Origin of the sequence: Ruegeria meonggei, from assembly GCF_042768335.1 — a bacterium.
GTDB lineage: Bacteria > Pseudomonadota > Alphaproteobacteria > Rhodobacterales > Rhodobacteraceae > Ruegeria > Ruegeria meonggei.
The window spans coordinates 3,016,189-3,037,523 of record NZ_JAXHBT010000001.1 but is presented as its reverse complement, the minus strand read 5'-3'; the positions used below and the strand labels follow the sequence as shown (position 1 = coordinate 3,037,523).

Sequence of the window (21,335 nt, the reverse complement as noted above, 5' to 3'; positions counted from 1 at the left end):
CCTGTGTGAGGTTCCTCAGAACCATTTTTATCGAATGTACGAAAATCTCGAGTCCCAACATCTGAAAACCGCCCTTTCAACCAATCCTTGTTCTTGTTGCGCCCGTATCACCCCATTTACTGTGCCGCGTCAACGCACATAACTTGCCCCCGGTTGCAAAACCCGTTAGGGGCCAATCGTCTTACGAATAAGGGGAAGTCAGATGTCCGCGCCCAAGAAAGTTGTTCTGGCCTATTCCGGTGGCCTTGATACCTCGATCATCCTGAAATGGTTGCAGACCGAGTATGGTTGTGAGGTCGTGACCTTCACCGCCGATCTGGGTCAGGGAGAAGAACTTGAGCCCGCCCGCCAAAAGGCCGAGCTGCTGGGGATCAAGCCCGAGAACATCTATATCGAAGATATCCGCGAAGAGTTCGTCCGCGATTTCGTCTTCCCCATGTTCCGCGCCAATGCGGTTTATGAAGGGTTGTATCTTCTGGGCACCTCAATTGCCCGCCCACTGATCTCAAAGCGTCTGGTCGAGATTGCCAAGGCCACCGGCGCTGATGCCGTCGCCCATGGTGCAACCGGCAAAGGCAACGATCAGGTGCGGTTCGAACTGGCTGCATACGCGCTGAACCCAGACATCAAAGTAATTGCGCCGTGGCGCGAGTGGGATCTGACCAGCCGCACCCGACTGCTGGAATTTGCCGAAGCCAACCAGATTCCGATTGCCAAGGACAAACGCGGCGAAGCGCCGTTTTCGGTTGATGCCAACCTGCTGCACACCTCGTCCGAGGGCAAGGTTCTGGAAGACCCCGCCGATATGGCACCTGATTACGTCTATCAGCGCACGGTCCACCCTGAGGACGCACCGAACGAGCCCGAATTCATCGAGATCGGCTTTGAAAAAGGTGACGCGGTCAGCATCAATGGTGAGGCGATGAGCCCGGCCACCATCCTGACCAAGCTAAACGAATATGGCGGCAAGCACGGTATTGGCCGCCTCGATCTGGTCGAAGGCCGCTTTGTCGGTATGAAGTCACGCGGCATCTATGAAACGCCTGGTGGCACAGTGCTGCTCGAGGCGCATCGCGGCATCGAATCCATCACCATGGACCGTGGCGCAATGCACCTGAAAGATCAGCTGATGCCGCAATACGCCGAGATCATCTATAACGGCTTCTGGTACTCGCCCGAGCGTGAGATGCTGCAGGCCGCCATCGACAAGTCACAGGAACATGTCACCGGCACCGTGCGGCTGAAGTTGTACAAGGGTCTGGCGTCAACCGTGGGCCGCTGGTCGGATCACTCGCTTTATTCTGAAGAGCACGTGACCTTTGAGGACGACGCTGGTGCCTATGATCAAAAAGACGCGGCCGGATTTATCCAGCTGAACGCTCTGCGCCTGAAACTGCTGGCGGCACGCGACAAACGGCTGTCAAAGTAACCAAGTCTCTGCATTCCCGTAAAAAAGCCCCGGCCATAACGCGCTGGGGCTTTTTTGTTTGCGCTGCCTCAGGTCCCGTGGGGTCAATCTTGCCCATCGCCTGGACCCGCTTTACGCAGAGGTCAATTGGGGAAGGGGATTTCATGCTTCAGGACATCGCAGACGGGATTCAAAAAGGTCTGAAAGGTCAGAGCTTTGACGGCTCGCTCAAATTCGATTGTGGCGATGCCGGTGTGATCGTTTTGGCCGGCAATCAGGCCAGCACACAGGATCAGGACACCGATTGCACGATCCGCATTTCGCAGGAAAACCTGACCAAACTACTGACCGGTAAGCTGAACCCTATGACTGGCGTGGCGCTGGGAAAGCTCAAGATTTCGGGCAATATGGGTGTGGCGATGAAACTGGGGCAGTTGCTGGGCTGAGGGTCGATAAACTCGTCTCACCACCCCGTGACAAACGATGTCAGACGATTGCGCAATTGGTGATCACAGGGCAGCTTGATCCCTGAAGGAGACTTGCCATGACCCGCATCGCTTATCTGGACTACGCTAAACCAGCGCTTTTGTTTGCTGTGATTACGCTGATTGCCATGTTGCGCGCCTTGCCCGCACACGCTGCGGGGACGGATACCCTGACCGTGGCTGGCGGGTGTTTCTGGTGCGTCGAGTCCGATTTCGAATCCGTACCGGGTGTGGTCGGCGCTGTTTCAGGATTTGCTGGCGGTAAAACCGCCGATCCGACCTATGATCAGGTTACCAAAGGCGGCACAGGACATTACGAGACCGTCCAGATCACCTTTGACCCGGCCCGCGTTTCCCGTGAAACACTGCTGAACATGTTCTTCCGCTCAGTCGATCCAACTGATGCGGGTGGGCAGTTCTGTGACCGCGGTGACAGCTATCGCACAGCCATTTTCGTCTCTAATGCTGGGGAAAAGGCGCTGGCGGAACAAGCCAAAGCAGACGCACAGCGCGCGTTGGGACAAACAGTGGTGACCCCGATCCTGCAGGAAGGCGCGTTTTACCCTGCCGAGGCGTATCATCAGGATTACTACAAAGGCAGCAAGCTGGTGTTCACCCGTTTTGGCCCCAAACGTCAGCTCAATGCCTATAAAGCGTATCGCAAGGCCTGTGGGCGCGACGCCCGTGTAAAGCAATTATGGGGCAATGACGCGCCGTTTGCCGGGTCTTAATCGAACCGCGCCTCGCGCACCTCTTTCAGATCCGGAATGACATCCGCCGTTCCGTGCCGCGTAACCATCAGGGCTGCGGCACGGTTCGCTTGAGTAATCGCCTGTGCCATTGGCATTCCGTGGTCCATTCCGGCCAGAACATAGCCCGTGAATGTATCCCCCGCGCCTGTGGTATCCACCGCCTGCACCTTATGGGCCGGGAAATCCGATGCCGTGCCCCGCAGGTAATACCGCGCGCCTTTTGATCCCAAAGTCACGATCACATGCTCGATGTTCAGATCAGTCACCGACTTTCCAGTCGCCGCACGCAGCTGTTCTGCTTCGACCTCGTTCAGGATGAGGAAATCCAGATAGGGCAGCACGGCCAGAACCGCATCGGCCTGAAACGGCGCAGCGGCATAGCAGATCGTCAAGCCCAGCTTCCGGCCCATTTCTGCAGCCTCGACTTGAAGGCTGGTTTCATTCTGCATCACCAGCAGATCACCTTTTGCGGCAGATGACAGCGCCTGCCCCAACTGATCCTGCGAAATCGCATAATTTGCGCCGGGAAACAGAATGATATTGTTCTCGCCCAGCGCATCCACCGCAATTATGGCGTGGCCCGTGGGCACCTTGGCCTGCTCAATATGGCGGGTATCAACGCCGTACTCGGTCAGGCGATCCAGCGCCCAGCGCCCGTCTGGCCCGATGGCACCGATATGTGCTGTCCGTGCCCCGGCGCGTGCGGCCGCCACCGACATGTTCGCACCCTTGCCGCCCAAAAACCGATCCAGACGATTGGCCGACAGGGTTTCCCCCGGTCCGGGCAGATGCGGTACGTCATAGATCATATCCGCGTTGATCGAGCCGAGGTTCCAGATCGTCATGTCTCACTGTTCCTTTCGAATCGAAGAAAGAACATTAGTTGAACTTGGCCAAACACAGGTCAAGGCCAAAGATTCCAATTATGGCAAAAAAATGCCGTTGACCACCTATGGCGGACTACGTGATATTGTATGTACCTCTTTCGTGACTCCTAGAACTTGTTCCCAAACTTAAAGAATTCGGAAGCATGGTGCTTTCAATTGGGCCAAGACAGACCTGGAAACACAGAAAAGAGGAGAATGCCATGAAGGTTACTGTTAGACAGTATCCCCGCATTCGCTTTGGCAGGCAGGAGTGCGTACACGCGCACACCCGCCGTTGGCCAAAGCCACGGCAGCTAAAGCTGCCTCTATAAAAGTTAGTTGGACGCTAACTTAAGAGGGTCGCCTTACGGCGGCCCTCACTTTTTATAGTGATAGAACTTAACAAATTGCAAACACAAATAGTTTAAAAACTACCCCTCGGAATCCATGGATTCCAAAGGGTTATTCAATTCAGTTACTTATCCGATATCACAGGAGGCCAGAATGGCCATGTTCAGAATGTCATTTGCGGTCGACACGGTCGAACAGATTTGAATCGGCTTGTCGATGCCCGACAGGATCGGGCCGATCACAGTTGCGCCGCCCATTTCCTGCATCAACTTGGTCGAGATTGATGCTGAGTGCCGAGCCGGAACAATCAGGATATTCGCCGGGCCGGTCAGGCGCTGGAACGGATAGCCAGCCTGCTGATCGACGTTCAGGGCCACATCCACGGTCATTTCACCTTCGTATTCGAAATCGACACCGCGCTGGTCCAGAACAGCCGGCGCGCGGTGCATCTTTTCGGCCCGCTCCGAGACCGGATAGCCAAAGGTCGAGAAACTGACAAACGCGACACGCGGCTCCAGCCCCATATGGCGGGCTACGGCAGCTGAGCGTTCGGCAATATTCGCCAGATCGTTTTCATCCGGCCATTCATGCACCAGCGTATCGCCAATCAGCACGATCCGTCCCTTGTGCAGCAGGGCTGTCACACCTGCCGCGCCATAGGTCGCGTCGGCATCAAACACATGGTTGATGCGGTCCAGCACATGCGCCGATTTTCGTGTGGCACCAGTGACCAGACCATCGCCATGCCCATGCGCCAGCATCAGGGACGAGAAAACATGCCGGTCCCGCGCCGCCAGACGGTAGATATCCTTGCGATCGAACCCCTTACGCTGCAGGCGTTCGTAGAGGAAATCCGTATATGCCTCGAGATGCGTGGTGTTGGCGGCATTGACCACCTCCAGCTCGCGCACCGCGTCGCCCAGTCCGGCCTGTTCCAGCTTTTGTTTGACGTCATCGGGACGACCAACAACCAGCGCCTTGCCAAAGCCAGACCGCTGATAGGTCACGGCAGCGCGCAACACGCGCGGATCGTCGCCCTCGGCAAAGATCATCCGGCTTTGGGCTGCACGGGCACGTGCGTTCAGACCGCGCAGAATACTGGCGGTTGGGTCCATCCGGGATTTCAGGCTCAGCTCATAAGCGTCCATGTCGATAATTGGACGCCGGGCCGCACCGGTATCCATCCCGGCCTTGGCAACCGCAGGCGGGATACGGTGGATCAGGCGCGGATCAAATGGCGTCGGGATGATGTAGTCGCGGCCAAAGGCCAGCGTTTTTCCATAGGCCATCGCGACCTCATCCGGCACATCCTCGCGTGCTAGATTGGCCAATGCATGGGCGCAGGCGATCTTCATCTCGTCATTGATGGCACGGGCGTGAATGTCCAGCGCACCGCGGAACAGATAGGGAAAGCCCAAAACGTTGTTGACCTGATTGGGATAGTCACTGCGACCCGTGGCGACGATGGCGTCCACACGCACCTCATGTGCCTCTTCCGGAGTGATTTCCGGGTCTGGGTTGGCCATGGCAAAAATCACCGGATTGTCGGCCATGCTGGCAACCATATCCTGCGTCACGGCCCCTTTGACCGACACGCCCAGGAACACATCCGCACCCTTCATTGCGTCTTCCAGACTGCGCAGATCGGTGGTGATGGCGTGGGCCGATTTCCACTGGTTCATCCCCTCGGTCCGGCCCTGGTAGATCACGCCCTTGGTGTCACAAACGATGCAATTGTCGTGCCGTGCGCCCATGGCCTTGAGCAGCTCGATACAGGCGATCCCAGCGGCCCCCGCGCCGTTCAGGACGATCTTGACGTCTTCGATCTTTTTGCCCGAGATGTGCAGCGCGTTCAGCAGCCCCGCCGCACAGATCACCGCCGTGCCATGCTGATCATCGTGAAAGACCGGGATATCCATCTCTTCTTTCAGGCGTTGTTCGATGATGAAACACTCGGGCGCTTTGATGTCCTCAAGGTTGATACCACCAAAGGTCGGCCCCATCAGGCGCACGGCGCGGCAAAACTCGTCCGGGTCCTCGGTGTCCAGCTCAATATCGATCGAGTTCACATCGGCGAACCGTTTGAACAGCACCGACTTGCCCTCCATCACCGGTTTTGACCCCAGCGCGCCCAGATTGCCAAGGCCCAGAACAGCCGTCCCGTTTGAGATCACGGCAACCAGATTGCCCTTGTTTGTATAGTCATAAGCGGTTTCCGGATTTTCCGCGATGGCCTCGCAGGGAACAGCCACGCCCGGGCTATAAGCCAGCGACAAATCGCGCTGCGTGGTCATGGGGACGGTGGCCTGCACCTCCCATTTGCCGGGGGTGGGGTCCAGGTGAAAGGCCAGCGCCTCTTCTTTGGTGATCTTCGCTTTAGGCATTTTCGGGGTCGTTTCCATGACTTCGGGGCTGATGCGTCATAGCGCAGGCGGGGCTGCGTCTCAACGACAATACGTTTTCACCTTTCGTCACGGGTGGGGGATTTGTAAGGTCGCGCCCGGAATACGCCAAAAGGGGGCCGCCTTTGTCCACAGTCACGCCAATGATGGCGCAATACCTTGAGATCAAAGAGGCCCATGCCGACGCTCTGCTGTTCTATCGGATGGGCGACTTTTACGAGATGTTCTTCCAAGACGCGGTCAACGCCGCCGAGGCGCTGGATATCGCCCTGACCAAACGCGGCAAGCACAATGGCGAAGACATCCCGATGTGTGGCGTACCGGTCCATGCCGCCGAAGGGTATCTGTTGTCGCTGATCCGCAAAGGGTTTCGCGTCGCCGTTTGTGAACAGATGGAAAGCCCGGCTGAGGCGAAGAAAAGAGGCTCTAAATCAGTCGTAAAGCGCGATGTTGTCCGTTTGGTCACCCCGGGAACGCTGACCGAAGACGCGCTGCTTGAGGCCCGCCGCCACAATTTTCTGGCCGCATACGCCGAGGTGCGGGATGAGGCCGCGCTGGCCTGGGCCGATATCTCAACCGGTGCGTTTCATGTGATGCCTGTAACATCCGTGCGCCTCAGCCCGGAGCTGGCGCGGCTGGCCCCGTCCGAGTTGATCGTGGCCGACGGCACCGAACAGGCATTGCACGAACCCGCCAGTGATCTGGGCATTTCGCTGACCCCTATCGGGCGCGCCAGCTTTGACAGCACCGCTGCCGAAAAGCGTATCTGCGCGCTGTTTCACGTCGGCGCATTGGATGCGTTTGGCAGTTTCGGGCGCGCTGAAGTGTCCGCGATGGGCGCGCTGATCGACTATTTGGAGATCACGCAAAAGGGCAAACTGCCGCTGCTGCAAACACCCCAGACCGAATCCGGGGACCGCGTGGTGCAGATCGACGCCGCAACACGCCGCAATCTGGAGCTGACCCGGTCCCTGTCGGGGGGACGCCCGGGATCGTTGCTGTCGGTTGTTGATCGCACTGTGACACCGGGTGGCGCGCGGCTGTTGGAGCAGCGCTTGTCCAGCCCGTCGCGCACATTGGACGTCATACACGCCCGTCTGGATGCGGTGAGTTTCGCGACCAAAGACAGCCTGATCGCACAGGATATCCGCGATGCGTTGCGCAAAACCCCCGATCTTGACCGCGCCCTGTCGCGCTTGTCATTGGAACGCGGCGGCCCCCGCGATTTGACCGCTATCCGAAACGGGCTGACCCAGGCTGAGGCAATTGCCGAGCTGGGTAGTAAACACGACCTGCCGGTTTTACTGGCCACCGCCGCGCAAGATCTGGTTGGTTTCGACGATCTTCTGACCCTGTTGGATGAGGCACTGGTCGCCGAACCGCCGCTTCTGATGCGAGACGGCGGATTTATCGCGCCCGGATTCGACAGCGAGCTGGATGAGGCCCGCACCCTGCGCGACGAGGGCCGCTCGGTCATTGCCGGGTTTCAGCAAAAATACGCAACCGACACCGGCATCACCTCGTTGAAGATCAAGCACAACAACGTTCTGGGCTATTTCATCGAAACCACCGCGACCCATGCCCAGAAAATGCTGAGCCCACCGTTCAGCGAAACATATATTCACCGCCAGACCACCGCCAATCAGGTCCGGTTCACAACGGTTGAGCTGTCGGAAATTGAAACGCGCATCCTGAACGCGGGAAATCTGGCGATGGAAATCGAAAAACGGCTCTATCAAAGGCTTACTGGCGAAATATTGGAGCATGCCGCGCGTCTGAACCAAGCCGCCCGAGGGCTGGCTGAACTGGATCTGACAACCGCCCTGGGTGATTTGGCACGCGCCGAGAATTGGTGCCGCCCAAAAGTAGATACCTCGCGTTCGTTTGACATTCAGGGCGGGCGTCACCCGGTTGTCGAACACGCGTTGCGTCAACAAGGCGGTGATGCCTTCGTGGCCAATGATTGTGACCTGAGCGCTGAGACCGGCGCTGCCATCTGGCTGCTGACTGGGCCCAACATGGCTGGTAAATCGACTTTCCTGCGCCAGAATGCCTTGATCGCCCTATTGGCCCAGATGGGCAGCTTTGTTCCGGCGGAACACGCGCATGTCGGCGTAGTCAGCCAGCTGTTCAGCCGTGTAGGTGCGTCGGATGATCTGGCACGGGGACGGTCAACCTTCATGGTCGAAATGGTGGAAACCGCCGCGATCCTGAACCAGGCAGATGACCGGGCCCTCGTTATTCTGGATGAAATCGGTCGCGGAACGGCCACCTATGACGGGCTATCCATCGCCTGGGCGACGCTGGAACATCTGCACGCCTCAAATCAATGCCGCGCCCTGTTTGCCACCCATTATCATGAGCTCACCGCGTTGGCCGGAAAACTGGAAGGGGTCGAAAACGCCACTGTTACGGTTAAGGAATGGGAAGGCGAAGTGATCTTTTTGCACGAGGTCCACAAGGGTGCCGCCGACCGGTCTTATGGCGTACAGGTCGCGCAACTTGCCGGGCTGCCCGCATCTGTGGTTGACCGTGCGCGGGTTGTTCTGGATCAGCTGGAAAAGACCGAACGGGAAGGTGGCAAGCAAAAAGCGCTGATCGATGATCTGCCGTTGTTTTCCGCCGCTCCTCCGCCGCCGCCGGCGCCAAAAGCGTCGCCGGTCACAGGAATTCTGGACGAGGTTTTGCCGGACGAGCTGAGCCCGCGTGAGGCGTTGGACCTGATCTATAAACTGAAAGAGGCGGCCAGAACCTGACCGCCTCAACAATTCCTGTTCCGTAACCGGCTTAGCTTGCGGGGGTCGACGAGACGCCCACCTGCGCCGGGCGCAGCAGGCGGTCATACAGCATAAAGCCTTCGGCCGAGACCTGAATTATGTCGCCAGCGCGGGTTCCGGGAACCGGCGCTTCGAACATCGCCTCATGCACATTGGGATCGAACCGGTCGCCGACCTCGGGGGTGATAACTTCGATCCCGTGTTTCTGAAACACGTCCTTGAGGGCGCGCATGGTCAGCTCAACGCCTTCCAACAGCGGTCCCGCGACCTCTTTTTGTTCGTCGGTCGCGGCCTCTAGCGCGCGCTTCATGTTGTCGTACACCGGCAGCATGTCCCGCGCCAGTTTTGACCCACCGTATTGCTCTGCGTCACGGCGGGCCTTATCGCCGCGCTTGCGCGCGTTCTCGGCATCCGCCAACGCGCGCATGAACTTGTCTTTGTAATCGTCCCGCTGAGCGCGCAACTCATCAAGTTCCAGCGCTTCATCGCTGATCTCAGCAAATTCTTCAGCCAGCTCTTCAGCTTCCGCGGACATGATATCGTCCAGAAATTCTTCGTTCTTGGGCTCTGCCATCTCTTACCCTCTAGCTCCGGTCGGAAATCAATTTGCCAACCAGTTGCGCCGTATAATCCACGATCGGCACGATCCGTCCATAGTTCAGACGCGTGGGCCCAATGACCCCAACCGCACCAATTATCTTTCGATCAGCGTTCATATATGGAGACACCACCAAAGAGGAACCCGAAAGTGAGAAAAGTTTGTTCTCAGAGCCGATAAAAATGCGCACACCCTCGCCTTCTTCGGTCAACTCAAGGAATTCGGCGATATCGCGCTTGCGTTCCAGATCGTCAAATAGTGTCCGGATGCGGTCCAGTTCCTCGGCCTCACCCGGTTCACCCAGCAGATTCGCCCGTCCACGCACGATCAAACGGGCCGAGTCGCCGTCATCCCCGTCCCATGCAGCCATGCCGCTATCGACCATTTGCCGCGCCAGAACGTCAATTTCCTGTTTGCGGGCATCGATCTGTGACAGCATCTGACGCCGCACTTCGCTGATCGTACGGCCCTCGATCAGGGCATTCAGAAAATTGGCGGCTTCGCGCATCGAACTTGGCGTTTGCCCAGGCGGTGGTGTGAACAGACGGTTTTCGACATGACCATCCCCAAATACCAGAACAACCAATGCCCGATCATGCGCCAGTGAGACAAACTCGATGTGTTTGATCTCGGATTCCTGCTTGGGGGTCAGAACCAGGGATGCACCATGTGTCACGTGTGACAGGGCCGATCCCACGCGGTCCAGCATGCCGCCCACATCGCCTGCGTTAGAACCTAATGTCTCATCCAGTTTTTGCCGATCGTCCTTGCCCAGATCACCGACCTCAAGCAATCCGTCCACAAACATGCGCAGCCCCTGCTGGGTTGGTATCCGCCCCGCGCTGATATGAGGGCTGTCGAGTAGGCCCAGAAACTCAAGATCCTGCATCACATTGCGCACCGTCGCGGCGCTGACTTTTTCTGACAAAGTACGGGTCAGGGTGCGGCTGCCGACCGGCTCACCACTGTCCAAATAGCTCTCGACGATCAACCGAAACACCTCTCGCGACCGGTCATTCATCTCATCCAGAATCTTGCTTGCTTCGCTCATCTGCCATCCCTTGCTGGATTGTCATTAAATAGCAGGCCTATGAAAGGTCAATCGGGGTTGCATCGTAACGCCACGGGGCGGTATCCCCAAGCCAGCAAACAAAGGATTTCCCATGCGCCCTTCTGGACGAGATTTAAGCGAAATGCGCCCGGTTTCAATTGAGACTGGATTCACCAAACATGCCGAAGGTTCCTGCCTGATCAAAATCGGCGACACCCATGTATTGTGTACCGCCACGATCGAGGACCGCGTGCCGCCCTTCATCAAGGGTTCTGGGCTGGGTTGGGTCACCGCAGAATACGGTATGCTACCGCGTGCAACCAATACCCGGATGCGGCGCGAAGCAGCCAGCGGCAAGCAAGGCGGCCGTACCGTGGAAATTCAGCGCCTGATCGGGCGTTCCCTGCGGGCCGGCGTCGACCGCGTTGCCCTGGGTGAGCGTCAGATCACCGTCGATTGTGACGTGATCCAGGCCGACGGCGGCACCCGCTGCGCCTCGATCACCGGGGGATGGGTTGCGCTGCGTCTTGCGGTGAACAAGCTGATGAAAACGGGTGACGTGATTTCCGATCCACTGGTCGATCCGGTTGCTGCTGTGTCCTGCGGTATCTATGCTGGTCAGCCAGTTCTGGATCTGGATTACCCAGAAGACAGCGAAGCGGGCGTGGATGGCAATTTCATCATGACCGGATCAGGCAAACTGATCGAAGTCCAGATGTCGGCAGAGGGGTCCGTCTTTAGCCGCGATCAAATGAACCAGCTGATGGATCTGGCGGAAAAAGGCGTGGGCGAGCTGGTTGCCGCGCAGAAGGCCGCCACCGCATGACCCGTAAGTTCGACGGCGACAGGTTGCTGGTGGCGACCCACAACAAAGGCAAGCTTGAAGAGATGGCGCATCTCCTCAGCCCTTTTGGAGTGAGCGTCGTGGGCGCGGGTGAAATGAACCTGCCCGAACCGGAAGAAACCGAGGATACATTCGTCGGCAACGCCCGGATCAAAGCCCATGCTGCTGCCAAGGCCACCGGCCTGCCTGCCCTGTCGGACAATTCGGGAATTACAATCGACGCGCTGGATGGCGCACCAGGTGTTTACACCGCGGATTGGGCAGAAACCGGAAATGGGCGCGATTTCCTGATGGCGATGACACGGGCCCATACAGAGCTTGAGGCCAAAGGCGCCGCGCATCCACGTACAGCGCAATTCCGCAGCACGCTGGTTCTGGCCTGGCCTGATGGGCATGACGAAGTGTTCGAAGGCATCGCCCCCGGTCATCTGGTCTGGCCCATCCGTGGCGAGGGTGGCTTTGGCTATGACCCAATGTTTGTCCCCGAGGGTCACGACATTACCTTTGCCGAAATGGATCGCTGGGAAAAGAACAAGATCAGCCATCGCGGCCGTGCGGTGGACATGTTCGTGAAGGGCTGTTTTGACGGATGATTGGCGCAACGGGGGCTTTGGCCTGTACGTGCACTGGCCGTTTTGCGAGGCCAAGTGCCCCTATTGCGACTTCAACAGCCATGTTTCGAAGAATATAAACCAAAAACAATGGCTTACTTCTTATCTGAGCGAACTTTATCGCGCGGCTGCTGAAACCCCTCACCGCGTTTTGAATACGATCTTCTTTGGCGGGGGGACGCCTTCACTGATGGAGCCTGAAACGGTTGCTGCGGTCATCGACACGGCCCGTGCCTTGTGGCGACCTGCCAATGACATGGAAATCACGCTTGAGGCCAATCCCGGCTCGGTCGAGGCCGGGCGGTTTGCGGCGTATCGCGATGCCGGTGTCAATCGGATTTCGATGGGGATTCAGGCCCTGAATGACGATGACCTGCGTCGACTGGGACGGATCCACACGGTGGCCGAGGCCCGCGCCGCCTTTGATGTCGCGCGCAATTGCTTTGACCGTGTCAGTTTTGATCTGATCTATGCCCGTCAGCACCAAACGCTGAACGCCTGGCGCGCTGAACTGACCGAAGCCCTGTCGATGGCAGTGGATCACTTGTCACTGTACCAACTGACCATCGAAGACGGCACCGCCTTTGGTGATCGCTATGCTATCGGCAAACTGCGCGGACTGCCCGAGGATGACAGTGCAGCAGACATGTATCTGGCCACGCAAGAGATCTGCGAGGCGCATGGGCTGCCTGCCTACGAGGTCTCAAACCATGCGCCCCCCGGCGCGGAATCACAGCATAACCTGATCTATTGGCGCTATGGCGATTATGTGGGCATTGGCCCCGGGGCGCATGGGCGCATCACGCTGGACGGCCAAAAACTGGCGACTGAAACCTATCTGTCCCCCAACGCATGGCTTACTGCTGTCAAAAACGGGTCAGGTGAGAAAGAACGCACAGAGCTTTCGCGACAGGATCAGGCCAATGAATACCTCATGATGGGGATGCGTATTACAGATGGACTAGATATAGATCGATTTGAGATCTTATCGGGGCAGCCACTGCGCCAGGACAAGCTGTCTGACCTGATCGAATACGGTATGGTTACCCATACAGACGAGCACCTTGTTGCAACCAAAAATGGACGTGCAGTGCTGAACGCTGTGATCCGAGAACTGTTGGGATAGATGATGCACTACATCTGGGCCACGTTGGGCTTGATCTGCGTCGGGCTGGCGGTGGTTGGCATTGCCCTGCCCTTGCTGCCAACTGTTCCGTTCTTGCTTCTGGCGACGTTCTTCTTCGCCCGCTCCTCAGCCCGCCTGCATACCTGGCTGATCACCCATCGTACATTTGGGCCGATGATTCTGGATTGGCAGAATTCGGGCGCGATCCGACCAGCTGCAAAAAAAGCGGCCACCCTGTCGGTCGCCGCTGTCTTTGGTCTGTCGATTCTGGTTTCCGTTCCAACGCAGGTTCTGATCATTCAGGCCGTTGTTCTGGGGGCGGTAATGACCTTTATCTGGACCCGCCCTAACGACTGAGCTTTGCGCACAGATCATCCAGTTGATCTAGGTTTTCGTAAGTCAGAAGCACCTGACCCGATTCCGTTCCAGCTTTGTGATTGATCACCACTTTCATCGCCAAAATGGCCGACAGGTCTTTTTCCAGCGCCCGTGTGTCCGCATCTTTGCCCGCATCCAGATTTCTGGCGCGCGGCGCAGGATTTTCCGGGTCCGCCTGTTGCTTCTTCACCAGTGCTTCGGTTGCACGCACCGACAACCCGTTTTTGACAACCAATTTGGCCAGTTCTGACGGATTCTCTGCGGTAATCAGCGCCCGCGCATGACCCGCAGACAGTTTCCCTTCGATTACAAGGGCTTGTACATCCATGGGCAATGACAGCAACCGCAGCAGGTTCGCAATATGGCTGCGACTTTTTCCCAATGCTTCGGCCAGTTTTTCCTGGGTATGGCCGAAACGATCCATCAACTGCTTGTATCCGGCTGCCTCTTCCACCGCATTCAGATCAGCGCGCTGAATGTTCTCGATGATAGCGACTTCCAGAACTTCGGTATCGTCAAATTCGCGCACGATAACAGGTATGTCATGCAACTGGGCCATCTGAGCCGCACGCCAGCGGCGTTCGCCGGCCACGATTTCATAATCACCGCCGCTGGTTTCCCGCACGATCAGCGGTTGGATGATGCCCTTTTCCTTGACCGAGGCGGCAAGCTCATCCAATTGCGCCGCCGCAAATGTGCGACGCGGCTGGTTCGGGTTCGCACGCAGTTTTTCAATCGGAACCGTCAGATCGGGACGACGCGATTTAGACGTGGTCAGACCTTCTGTTTCCTGTGTCACATCCGCCATCAAAGCAGATAGTCCGCGGCCCAAACCTCTGGGTTTTGTTTTCTTGGCAACCACAGCGCCCTCCTCACTGCCGCTCAGGCGGCGACATTCTTATTCTTGTGAATGACTTCTCGCGCCAGATGCCGATACGCCATCGCTCCCAACGACCCGGAATCATATTGCAGAACCGGTAAGGCGTAAGACGGCGCCTCGCTGACCCGCACATTTCTGGGTATTTTGGTCTTAAATACCATCTCACCCAGATTGTCACGCGCGTCCTTTTCGACCTGACGGGACAAGTTGTTGCGGTTGTCATACATGGTCAACACAACACCTTCGATTCTGAGGTCGGGATTCGCAGTCTGGCGAACCTCTCGAATTGTCAACATCAGCTGGGACAGCCCTTCCAGCGCAAAGAACTCACTTTGCAGGGGAACAAGAACGGAATGCGCCGCAACCATGGCGTTGACAGTCAACAAATTAAGCGATGGTGGGCAGTCGATCAGCACAAAATCAAGATCAAACTTGTCAATTGCGGTCTGACGCAATGCGTCATGCAGCAAGTAGCTGCGCTTTTCGTTGGAAATCAGCTCGATATCAGCCGAGCTCAGATCCACAGTCGCAGGAACCACAAACAAGCCTTCGATCTCGGATTCCTGAACCACTGCCTCTAGCGGTGCATCATCCAGGATCAGGTCGTAGGTCGTCCAATCCCTGTCCTCAATACCCAATCCGGTTGACGCATTTCCTTGCGGATCGAGGTCGACAACCAGAACCCGGCACCCAGCTTCAGCCAAACCGGCGGCCAAGTTAATGGCTGTCGTCGTTTTTCCAACCCCGCCCTTTTGATTGGCAACCGCAATTATCCGGGGCCCTGAAGGACGAGACAGATCAACCACGCGAAACTCCTTTGATCCTTAGGATAACAGCTTGGGGTTCAGTTAAACTTGTAATCGGCTCGAACTGGAAACTCCATTGCTCACGCGCGTCTTCCAGCTCTTTTTTCCAGCTTGCGCCTTTCGGCAACAGAGCAGTACCTGTTTGGCTTAAATGTCTGTCACAAAAGGACATTAGCGTCTTCAAGTCGGCCAAAGCCCGGGCTGAAAGAATATCGGCGCTCATGGGATCAACCATTTCGATTCGTTTTGAGATAACCCGGCAGTTCGCACCGCACTCCCGCGCCACATTACGTAAAAAGGCAGCCTTGCGCTGATCACTCTCAACAAACGAGAACTGAGCCTGCGGAGCCTCTTCAATGGCAATGATTGCGCAGACCATTCCGGGAAACCCACCACCGCTACCCAAATCACACCAATGCTGGAATGAATCGGCACAACGATACACTTGCACGGAATCCAGGATATGCCGGGTCCAGATATCGGCCAGGCTGTTTCGTGACACCAGATTGATCTTCGGATTCCAGCGCCGAACAAGCTCGACATAAGCATTCAGACGGTCAAATGTTTCACGTGAAACATTCATTTCCTCAAAAATAGCCGGATTCATGCCTTGCGCAGCCTTTGCCCGCGCCGAAGCCTGGCAAGCAGTAAGGTCAGCGCAGCAGGTGTCACGCCTTCAACCCTTCCAGCTTGCGCAATATTGGCAGGTCGTGCTTGCGAGAGCTTCTGCTTCATCTCAGATGACAGACCCTCGAGCGTAAAATAGTCAAAGTCCTGCGGAATCTCATAAGATTCATCGCGTTTCATCGCCTCAACGTCCTTTTTCTGCCTTGCGATGTAGTTGGCGTAAAGTGCATCCCGTTCGACCTGTTGACGGATATCTAGGTCGACGGTAGCCAAATTCGGTATCAATGGAACCAGGTCATCAAAGGACACATCCGGAAAAGCCAGGATCGCCATTCCATTGCGGCGATTTCCATCTTGGTTGATCGTAATTCCAATCGACCGAACCTCTTTTGGTGTATAAGTTTTCTCGGATAAAGTAGATTTCGCGGCCGTGAGTTTTTCCATTTTTTTGCAAAAGCTGGATTTCCGGTTTTCGCTTACACATCCGATGTCGATACCCAATGGCGTTAGGCGTTGATCCGCATTGTCCGCGCGCAATGAAAGACGAAATTCAGCGCGTGATGTAAACATGCGATATGGTTCCACGACCCCTCGAGTGGTCAGATCATCAATCATCACACCGATATAGCTGTCAGCACGGGTAAAATGGATAGGTTCACGCCCCGAAACGGCTAGTGCAGCATTGAGGCCCGCCACCATGCCTTGAGCTGCGGCTTCCTCATATCCTGTTGTTCCGTTGATCTGACCCGCTAGATATAGTCCCGGCGCCTCTGGCAATGACAAAGAAGATGTCAAAACTCGGGGGTCGACATAGTCATATTCAATAGCATAGCCCGGCTGCAGGATTTCAGCCGCTTCGAGGCCTTTGATGGACCGCACATATTTCTGCTGAACATCTTGAGGAAGTGAAGTTGAAATGCCGTTCGGGTAGATCGTGTAGTCGTTGACTCCTTCAGGCTCCAGAAAGATCTGGTGGGAGTCCTTTTCGGCGAATCGAACAATTTTATCTTCGATAGACGGGCAATACCTGGGACCCACCCCGTCAATATGCCCACCATACATCGCAGACCGGGAAAGGTTTTTCTCGATAATCTCATGCGTACGGGCATTTGTATGTGTGATTCCGCAGGAAATCTGAGGCGCAACTACAGACGTGGACAGGAATGAAAACAGGGTTGGGTCTTCATCACCATCCTGCCGCTCCAGATCAGACCAACCAATTGTGCGTCCGTCCAGCCTTGGCGGCGTCCCTGTTTTCAGACGTCCCAACGGCAGATTGAAGCCGTCCAACCGCTCTGCCAGTTTGACGGAAGGCCGATCTCCCATCCGACCGCCCGGACGCGATACGTCGCCTATATGTATGACTCCACGCAAAAATGTGCCCGATGTCAGAATAACCGCGCTGGCATGAAGTTCTGATTTGTCCACCAGCTTGATCCCGCAGACACGGGATCCGTCCATCAAAAAATCGACGACTTCGCCGATCACTACAGACAGCTTTTCCTGTTCGTGCGTTTCCCGTTGCATCTCTGCGCGGTACAAGGCGCGGTCCGCCTGTGTTCTGGGCCCCTGAACGGCCGGGCCTTTGCGTCGGTTCAAAAGACGGAATTGTATACCGGCCCGATCTGCAACACGTCCCATGACACCATCCAAGGCATCAATTTCACGAACCAAATGACCTTTACCCAAACCGCCTATCGCCGGGTTACAGGACATTACCCCAATATCTGAGGCCGACAATGTTACCAAAGCCGTCTCGGCCCCCATTCGGGCTGCAGCATGCGCAGCCTCGGTTCCGGCGTGACCAGCCCCAATAACGATAACGTCAAACTTCGAATGTTTCACGTGAAACACTCCTTACTTACCCAAACAGAAGCTTGAGAATATTTCATCAAGCAGGTCTTCCACCCCTATACGACCAACCAGCGCTTCTAATGCTCGGATGGCCGTTCGCATTTCTTCTGCTGCTATATCATACAGGTCTGGCCCCGATTCCAGAACAGCCAGTGCAGAAGCCAGCGACGTGTTGGCATTGTTCAGCGCAACACGGTGTCGTTCGCGTGTCGCTATACCATGACTGGTAGATCTATCCCCCAAGACACGCGATATGTGGTTTATCAAGTGATCAATGCCCTGACCTGTTTTTCCAGAAATTCCACTTTCTGTATCTTCTCGTAGATCGGATTTCGGTAGGACTTGTATATCCTCAGACAGCATGGACACACCCAATTCGCTTGGATCTTCGGTCAAAAACACGCGCAGATCCGCATCTTCTGCCCGCTTCTTAGCCAGCTCAATCCCAAGGTTTTCGACATAATCTTCGGTTTCGCGCAGCCCAGCTGTGTCCAGCAAGGTAACCGGAAGCCCGGCAAGGTCCATTCGCACTTCGATCACATCCCGGGTTGTGCCCGCATATTCCGATGTGATTGCGGCCTTTCGCCCTGCCAATGCATTCAACAGAGTGGACTTGCCTGCGTTGGGTAAACCGACAATGGCAACTTCGAACCCGGTTCTGATGCGTTCTGCAATCTGCACACCTTCGGCCTCACGCTGCAAGTCCTGCATCACGCCGGTCACCAAGTCGCGCACTTCGGAAGTCACGTCCGTGGGTACCTCTTCGTCCGCGAAATCTATAACTGCCTCCAGCAATGAGGCCGCGCGGATCAGATCGCGTCGCCAACGCTCGGCCAAGGTGCCCAACTCGCCGGCCAGTATCGTCTGGGCCTGCTTGCGCTGCGCCTCGGTTTCTGCGTCGATCAGGTCAGCCAGGCCCTCGACTTGCGTCAGGTCCATCTTGCCGTTTTCCAAAGCTCGGCGGGTGAACTCGCCAGGTTCTGCCAGACGCAACCCATCGGCTTCCGACAGGCACTGCATCACGACATTGACTGCGGCAGTGCTGCCATGGATTTGCAGCTCGGCCACATCCTCGCCGGTAAAACTGGCCGGAGCCCGGAAAGTCAGTACCAGGCCATCATCCAAACGTGACCCGTCACCAGCATGTAGTGTGCGCACCCGCATTCCACGAGGCGGCAATGCACCACCTGTCAGATTAGCCGCAGCTGAATGGGCCAATGGGCCAGAAAGACGGATGACCGCCACGCCTGCTTTGCCTTGCGCGCTGGCCAAGGCGAATATCGTATCCATTCGAAGGCCTCGCGTTGTTTAAGACCTGTGTCAGGTGTTCATGGAATTGAAGAAATCACCGTTCGACTTGGTCTGTTTCAACTTGGACAACAGGAACTCAATTGCGTCGGTGGTGCCCATCGGGTTGAGGATGCGACGCAGAACGAAGGTTTTCGCCAAATCGCCTTTGTCGACCAGCAGGTCCTCTTTCCTTGTGCCGGATTTGAGGATGTCGATGGCCGGGAACACACGCTTATCTGCGATCTTACGATCCAGAACGATTTCCGAGTTACCGGTGCCTTTGAATTCTTCGAAGATCACTTCGTCCATCCGGCTGCCGGTATCGATTAGCGCGGTGGCGATGATGGTCAGCGAACCGCCCTCTTCGATGTTCCGTGCAGCACCAAAGAACCGCTTGGGCCGTTGTAGCGCGTTTGCATCCACACCACCGGTCAGAACTTTACCCGAAGATGGCACCACAGTGTTAAACGCCCTACCAAGTCTTGTGATCGAGTCGAGAAGGATAACAACATCTCGTTTATGCTCGACCAGACGCTTGGCTTTTTCGATAACCATTTCGGACACGGCCACGTGGCGTGTCGCGGGCTCATCAAATGTCGAGGATACAACCTCACCCTTCACGGACCGCTGCATGTCCGTCACCTCTTCGGGGCGTTCATCAATCAGCAGAACGATCAGATAACACTCTGGATGGTTCTGTTCGATCGAATGCGCAATGTTCTGCAAGATGACCGTCTTACCGGTCCGAGGAGGCGCGACGATCAGCGACCGCTGGCCTTTCCCGATGGGTGAGACCAGATCGATCACACGGGCCGATTTGTCCTTGATGGTAGGATCTTCGATCTCCATCTTCAGGCGCTCATCAGGGTACAGCGGTGTTAGGTTGTCGAAGGCAACTTTGTGCTTGGCCTTCTCAGGCTCTTCAAAGTTGATCTTGGTGACCTTGGTCAACGCGAAATAGCGCTCGTTTTCATCAGGAGCTTTGATATCGCCCTCAACCGTATCGCCCGTGCGCAACGAGTGCAGGCGGATCATATCCGGCGAGACATAGATATCGTCTGGACCCGGCAGATAGTTCGCCTCGGGCGAGCGCAAAAACCCGAACCCGTCCTGCAGGACCTCAAGCACACCATCGCCGCCGACGACCCAGCCCTCATCTGCGCGTTCGCGCAGGATCTGGAACATCATCTCGCCTTTGCGCATGGTCGAGGCGTTTTCGATCTCCAGCTCTTCAGCCATGGCCAGAAGGTCTTTGGGGCTTTTGGCTTTCAGGTCAGCCAGATTCAGGGATTCAGTTGTCATGATGATACGGACCTCGGCCGCAGGGTTCGCGGCACCAGAATGGAATTTCAACTTGGAAGATACGCCGCCCGGACGGGCGTGTTGCGACCTACATAAGCGCGACAGCCATCAGAGTCAAACAGGCCCTCAGAACTTCACCACAACCGCCAGAACGATGATAACCATCAAAACGGTCGGTACCTCATTCATCAGGCGGTACTGGCGCCCTGTGAGCGTGTTACGCCCCTCGACGAAGTCCTTGCGCCGCGCCATCAGCCAATGATGGAACCAGGTCATGCCAATCACGGCTGCGCCCTTGACCCAAGGCCACGTCCAGTCCCATCCGACGATACCGGGTGTAAACACCATGATCAGCCCACACACCCAGGCCACGATCATCGCTGGGCCCATGATCACCCGCAAAAGCTTGTCTTCCATTTCAAAGAAAATGTCCTGCGCCCCGTCGACGGCCTGCGCTTTTTCAACGTGATACACAAACAATCTGGGCAAATAGAACAACCCGGCCATCCATGAGATCACGGCCATGATATGCAGAGCCTTCACCCACGGGTACAACGTGAAAAGAAGATCAGTCATTCTGGCTCCGGTGTTTGCTTGGATCCCTCCCTAATAAAAAAATAAGAAAAGAAAAAGGATGATGGTTTTGTAGGGAGGCCGAATTCCGTGGATTACTTTTTTACGCAAGTGTTTTCCCCAGGTGGATTGAATTCGATCATATTCCGGCGATTTTGTTGATTTTGTGATTTAGTTGAATGATTACAGAATGTTACGCGTAAGCATTATGCTAGTAATTGGGGATAACCCTTTGGGTAAGGTGGGACATCTGCGTTTTCCCGTGCCTGACACTTATCCTTGTCCCGATTGGACAGAACTTGGGCGACTCGGGTGAGAATTCTGCCAAAACCCCGGGGTTGCGTGTCAACCGGA

19 protein-coding genes are annotated in these 21,335 nt (G+C 56.3%); 8 read left to right on the top strand and 11 right to left on the bottom strand.

Annotated elements, in window-relative coordinates:
• The first annotated feature begins 202 nt into the window (after positions 1-202).
• The 3 genes from SJY13_RS14985 to msrA all read left to right on the top strand — a co-directional run bounded on the left by SJY13_RS14985 (position 203) and on the right by msrA (position 2,624).
• Positions 203-1,429 carry an argininosuccinate synthase gene (locus SJY13_RS14985; protein ID WP_085822488.1) on the top strand — a complete coding sequence of 409 codons (1,227 nt, stop codon included), beginning with the start codon at positions 203-205 and terminating at the stop codon, positions 1,427-1,429.
• A gap of 143 nt (positions 1,430-1,572) precedes the next feature.
• Complete coding sequence (locus SJY13_RS14980; RefSeq protein WP_085822487.1) at positions 1,573-1,854, top strand: SCP2 sterol-binding domain-containing protein; 282 nt, start codon at positions 1,573-1,575, stop codon at positions 1,852-1,854.
• 98 nt (positions 1,855-1,952) lie between these two features.
• Entirely contained in the window at positions 1,953-2,624 is a 672-nt protein-coding gene (gene msrA / locus SJY13_RS14975; protein WP_377191897.1) for a peptide-methionine (S)-S-oxide reductase MsrA, read from the top strand.
• Here the strand turns inward: msrA and SJY13_RS14970 are convergent.
• Both SJY13_RS14970 and SJY13_RS14965 read right to left on the bottom strand, forming a co-directional pair.
• Positions 2,621-3,490 carry a ribokinase gene (locus SJY13_RS14970; RefSeq protein ID WP_377191895.1) on the bottom strand — a complete coding sequence of 290 codons (870 nt, stop codon included), beginning with the start codon at positions 3,488-3,490 and terminating at the stop codon, positions 2,621-2,623. The two genes, msrA and SJY13_RS14970, sit on opposite strands and share 4 nt — an antisense overlap.
• Positions 3,491-3,990: 500 nt before the next feature.
• A complete protein-coding gene (locus tag SJY13_RS14965; protein WP_377193670.1) occupies positions 3,991-6,246 on the bottom strand; it encodes an NADP-dependent malic enzyme in 2,256 nt (751 codons plus the stop codon).
• 161 nt (positions 6,247-6,407) lie between these two features.
• Here SJY13_RS14965 and mutS point away from each other — a divergent pair, with 161 nt between their 5' ends.
• Positions 6,408-9,020, top strand: coding sequence for a DNA mismatch repair protein MutS (gene mutS, locus SJY13_RS14960; protein WP_377193669.1), 2,613 nt, complete (start codon positions 6,408-6,410; stop codon positions 9,018-9,020).
• Between the two features lie 31 nt (positions 9,021-9,051).
• Here mutS and SJY13_RS14955 read toward each other — a convergent pair whose 3' ends face one another.
• Positions 9,052-9,615 (bottom strand): nucleotide exchange factor GrpE, encoded by a 564-nt coding sequence (locus SJY13_RS14955; RefSeq protein WP_085822483.1) that lies wholly within the window; start codon positions 9,613-9,615, stop codon positions 9,052-9,054.
• Positions 9,616-9,625: 10 nt separating this feature from the next.
• Positions 9,626-10,690: a heat-inducible transcriptional repressor HrcA gene (gene hrcA, locus SJY13_RS14950; protein WP_085822482.1), complete on the bottom strand. Its 1,065-nt coding sequence runs from the start codon at positions 10,688-10,690 to the stop codon at positions 9,626-9,628.
• Positions 10,691-10,802: 112 nt separating this feature from the next.
• Here hrcA and rph point away from each other — a divergent pair, with 112 nt between their 5' ends.
• Genes rph through SJY13_RS14930 form a run of 4 tightly spaced genes read left to right on the top strand, consistent with a single transcriptional unit; the run spans position 10,803 to position 13,628 of the window.
• The gene (gene rph, locus SJY13_RS14945; protein ID WP_085822481.1) at positions 10,803-11,516 is read left to right on the top strand and encodes a ribonuclease PH; all 714 of its coding nucleotides are present in this window, start codon (positions 10,803-10,805) and stop codon (positions 11,514-11,516) included.
• The gene (gene rdgB, locus SJY13_RS14940) at positions 11,513-12,127 is read left to right on the top strand and encodes an RdgB/HAM1 family non-canonical purine NTP pyrophosphatase (protein WP_377191892.1); all 615 of its coding nucleotides are present in this window, start codon (positions 11,513-11,515) and stop codon (positions 12,125-12,127) included. The genes rph and rdgB overlap by 4 nt, the downstream gene beginning before the upstream one ends.
• On the top strand, positions 12,117-13,271 hold the full coding sequence (gene hemW / locus SJY13_RS14935; protein WP_377191890.1) for a radical SAM family heme chaperone HemW: 1,155 nt from the start codon (positions 12,117-12,119) through the stop codon (positions 13,269-13,271). The genes rdgB and hemW overlap by 11 nt, the downstream gene beginning before the upstream one ends.
• Before the next feature lie 3 nt (positions 13,272-13,274).
• Positions 13,275-13,628, top strand: a complete 354-nt coding sequence (locus tag SJY13_RS14930; RefSeq protein WP_377191888.1) for a YbaN family protein — start codon at positions 13,275-13,277, stop codon at positions 13,626-13,628.
• Here the strand turns inward: SJY13_RS14930 and SJY13_RS14925 are convergent.
• The 7 genes from SJY13_RS14925 to SJY13_RS14895 all read right to left on the bottom strand — a co-directional run bounded on the left by SJY13_RS14925 (position 13,618) and on the right by SJY13_RS14895 (position 20,984).
• Positions 13,618-14,511, bottom strand: coding sequence for a ParB/RepB/Spo0J family partition protein (locus SJY13_RS14925; RefSeq protein WP_377191886.1), 894 nt, complete (start codon positions 14,509-14,511; stop codon positions 13,618-13,620). The two genes, SJY13_RS14930 and SJY13_RS14925, sit on opposite strands and share 11 nt — an antisense overlap.
• 20 nt (positions 14,512-14,531) lie before the next feature.
• The gene (locus tag SJY13_RS14920) at positions 14,532-15,335 is read right to left on the bottom strand and encodes a ParA family protein (protein ID WP_377191884.1); all 804 of its coding nucleotides are present in this window, start codon (positions 15,333-15,335) and stop codon (positions 14,532-14,534) included.
• Positions 15,328-15,942, bottom strand: a complete 615-nt coding sequence (rsmG, locus tag SJY13_RS14915) for a 16S rRNA (guanine(527)-N(7))-methyltransferase RsmG (protein ID WP_377191882.1) — start codon at positions 15,940-15,942, stop codon at positions 15,328-15,330. Before rsmG ends, SJY13_RS14920 begins: the two co-directional genes overlap by 8 nt.
• On the bottom strand, positions 15,939-17,807 hold the full coding sequence (gene mnmG / locus SJY13_RS14910) for a tRNA uridine-5-carboxymethylaminomethyl(34) synthesis enzyme MnmG (RefSeq protein WP_377191880.1): 1,869 nt from the start codon (positions 17,805-17,807) through the stop codon (positions 15,939-15,941). Before mnmG ends, rsmG begins: the two co-directional genes overlap by 4 nt.
• A gap of 12 nt (positions 17,808-17,819) precedes the next feature.
• Positions 17,820-19,106: a tRNA uridine-5-carboxymethylaminomethyl(34) synthesis GTPase MnmE gene (mnmE, locus tag SJY13_RS14905; RefSeq protein ID WP_377191878.1), complete on the bottom strand. Its 1,287-nt coding sequence runs from the start codon at positions 19,104-19,106 to the stop codon at positions 17,820-17,822.
• A gap of 30 nt (positions 19,107-19,136) precedes the next feature.
• Positions 19,137-20,408: a transcription termination factor Rho gene (gene rho, locus SJY13_RS14900; protein ID WP_377191876.1), complete on the bottom strand. Its 1,272-nt coding sequence runs from the start codon at positions 20,406-20,408 to the stop codon at positions 19,137-19,139.
• A 126-nt stretch (positions 20,409-20,534) separates the two neighbouring features.
• The gene (locus SJY13_RS14895; protein WP_085822474.1) at positions 20,535-20,984 is read right to left on the bottom strand and encodes a CopD family protein; all 450 of its coding nucleotides are present in this window, start codon (positions 20,982-20,984) and stop codon (positions 20,535-20,537) included.
• Positions 20,985-21,335: the final 351 nt, after the last annotated feature.

What these genes read in the sequence shown, in the direction of transcription:
- SJY13_RS14930 (WP_377191888.1), top strand. Translation starts at nt 13,275, where the DNA reads ATGCACTACATCTGGGCCACGTTGGGCTTGATCTGCGTCGGGCTGGCG.
- SJY13_RS14985 (WP_085822488.1), top strand. Translation starts at nt 203, where the DNA reads ATGTCCGCGCCCAAGAAAGTTGTTCTGGCCTATTCCGGTGGCCTTGAT.
- hrcA (WP_085822482.1), bottom strand. Translation starts at nt 10,690, where the DNA reads ATGAGCGAAGCAAGCAAGATTCTGGATGAGATGAATGACCGGTCGCGA.
- SJY13_RS14895 (WP_085822474.1), bottom strand. Translation starts at nt 20,984, where the DNA reads ATGACTGATCTTCTTTTCACGTTGTACCCGTGGGTGAAGGCTCTGCAT.
- SJY13_RS14980 (WP_085822487.1), top strand. Translation starts at nt 1,573, where the DNA reads ATGCTTCAGGACATCGCAGACGGGATTCAAAAAGGTCTGAAAGGTCAG.
- mutS (WP_377193669.1), top strand. Translation starts at nt 6,408, where the DNA reads ATGATGGCGCAATACCTTGAGATCAAAGAGGCCCATGCCGACGCTCTG.
- msrA (WP_377191897.1), top strand. Translation starts at nt 1,953, where the DNA reads ATGACCCGCATCGCTTATCTGGACTACGCTAAACCAGCGCTTTTGTTT.
- SJY13_RS14965 (WP_377193670.1), bottom strand. Translation starts at nt 6,246, where the DNA reads ATGCCTAAAGCGAAGATCACCAAAGAAGAGGCGCTGGCCTTTCACCTG.
- rho (WP_377191876.1), bottom strand. Translation starts at nt 20,408, where the DNA reads ATGACAACTGAATCCCTGAATCTGGCTGACCTGAAAGCCAAAAGCCCC.
- rdgB (WP_377191892.1), top strand. Translation starts at nt 11,513, where the DNA reads ATGACCCGTAAGTTCGACGGCGACAGGTTGCTGGTGGCGACCCACAAC.
- mnmE (WP_377191878.1), bottom strand. Translation starts at nt 19,106, where the DNA reads ATGGATACGATATTCGCCTTGGCCAGCGCGCAAGGCAAAGCAGGCGTG.
- rsmG (WP_377191882.1), bottom strand. Translation starts at nt 15,942, where the DNA reads ATGAATCCGGCTATTTTTGAGGAAATGAATGTTTCACGTGAAACATTT.
- rph (WP_085822481.1), top strand. Translation starts at nt 10,803, where the DNA reads ATGCGCCCTTCTGGACGAGATTTAAGCGAAATGCGCCCGGTTTCAATT.
- SJY13_RS14970 (WP_377191895.1), bottom strand. Translation starts at nt 3,490, where the DNA reads ATGACGATCTGGAACCTCGGCTCGATCAACGCGGATATGATCTATGAC.
- SJY13_RS14955 (WP_085822483.1), bottom strand. Translation starts at nt 9,615, where the DNA reads ATGGCAGAGCCCAAGAACGAAGAATTTCTGGACGATATCATGTCCGCG.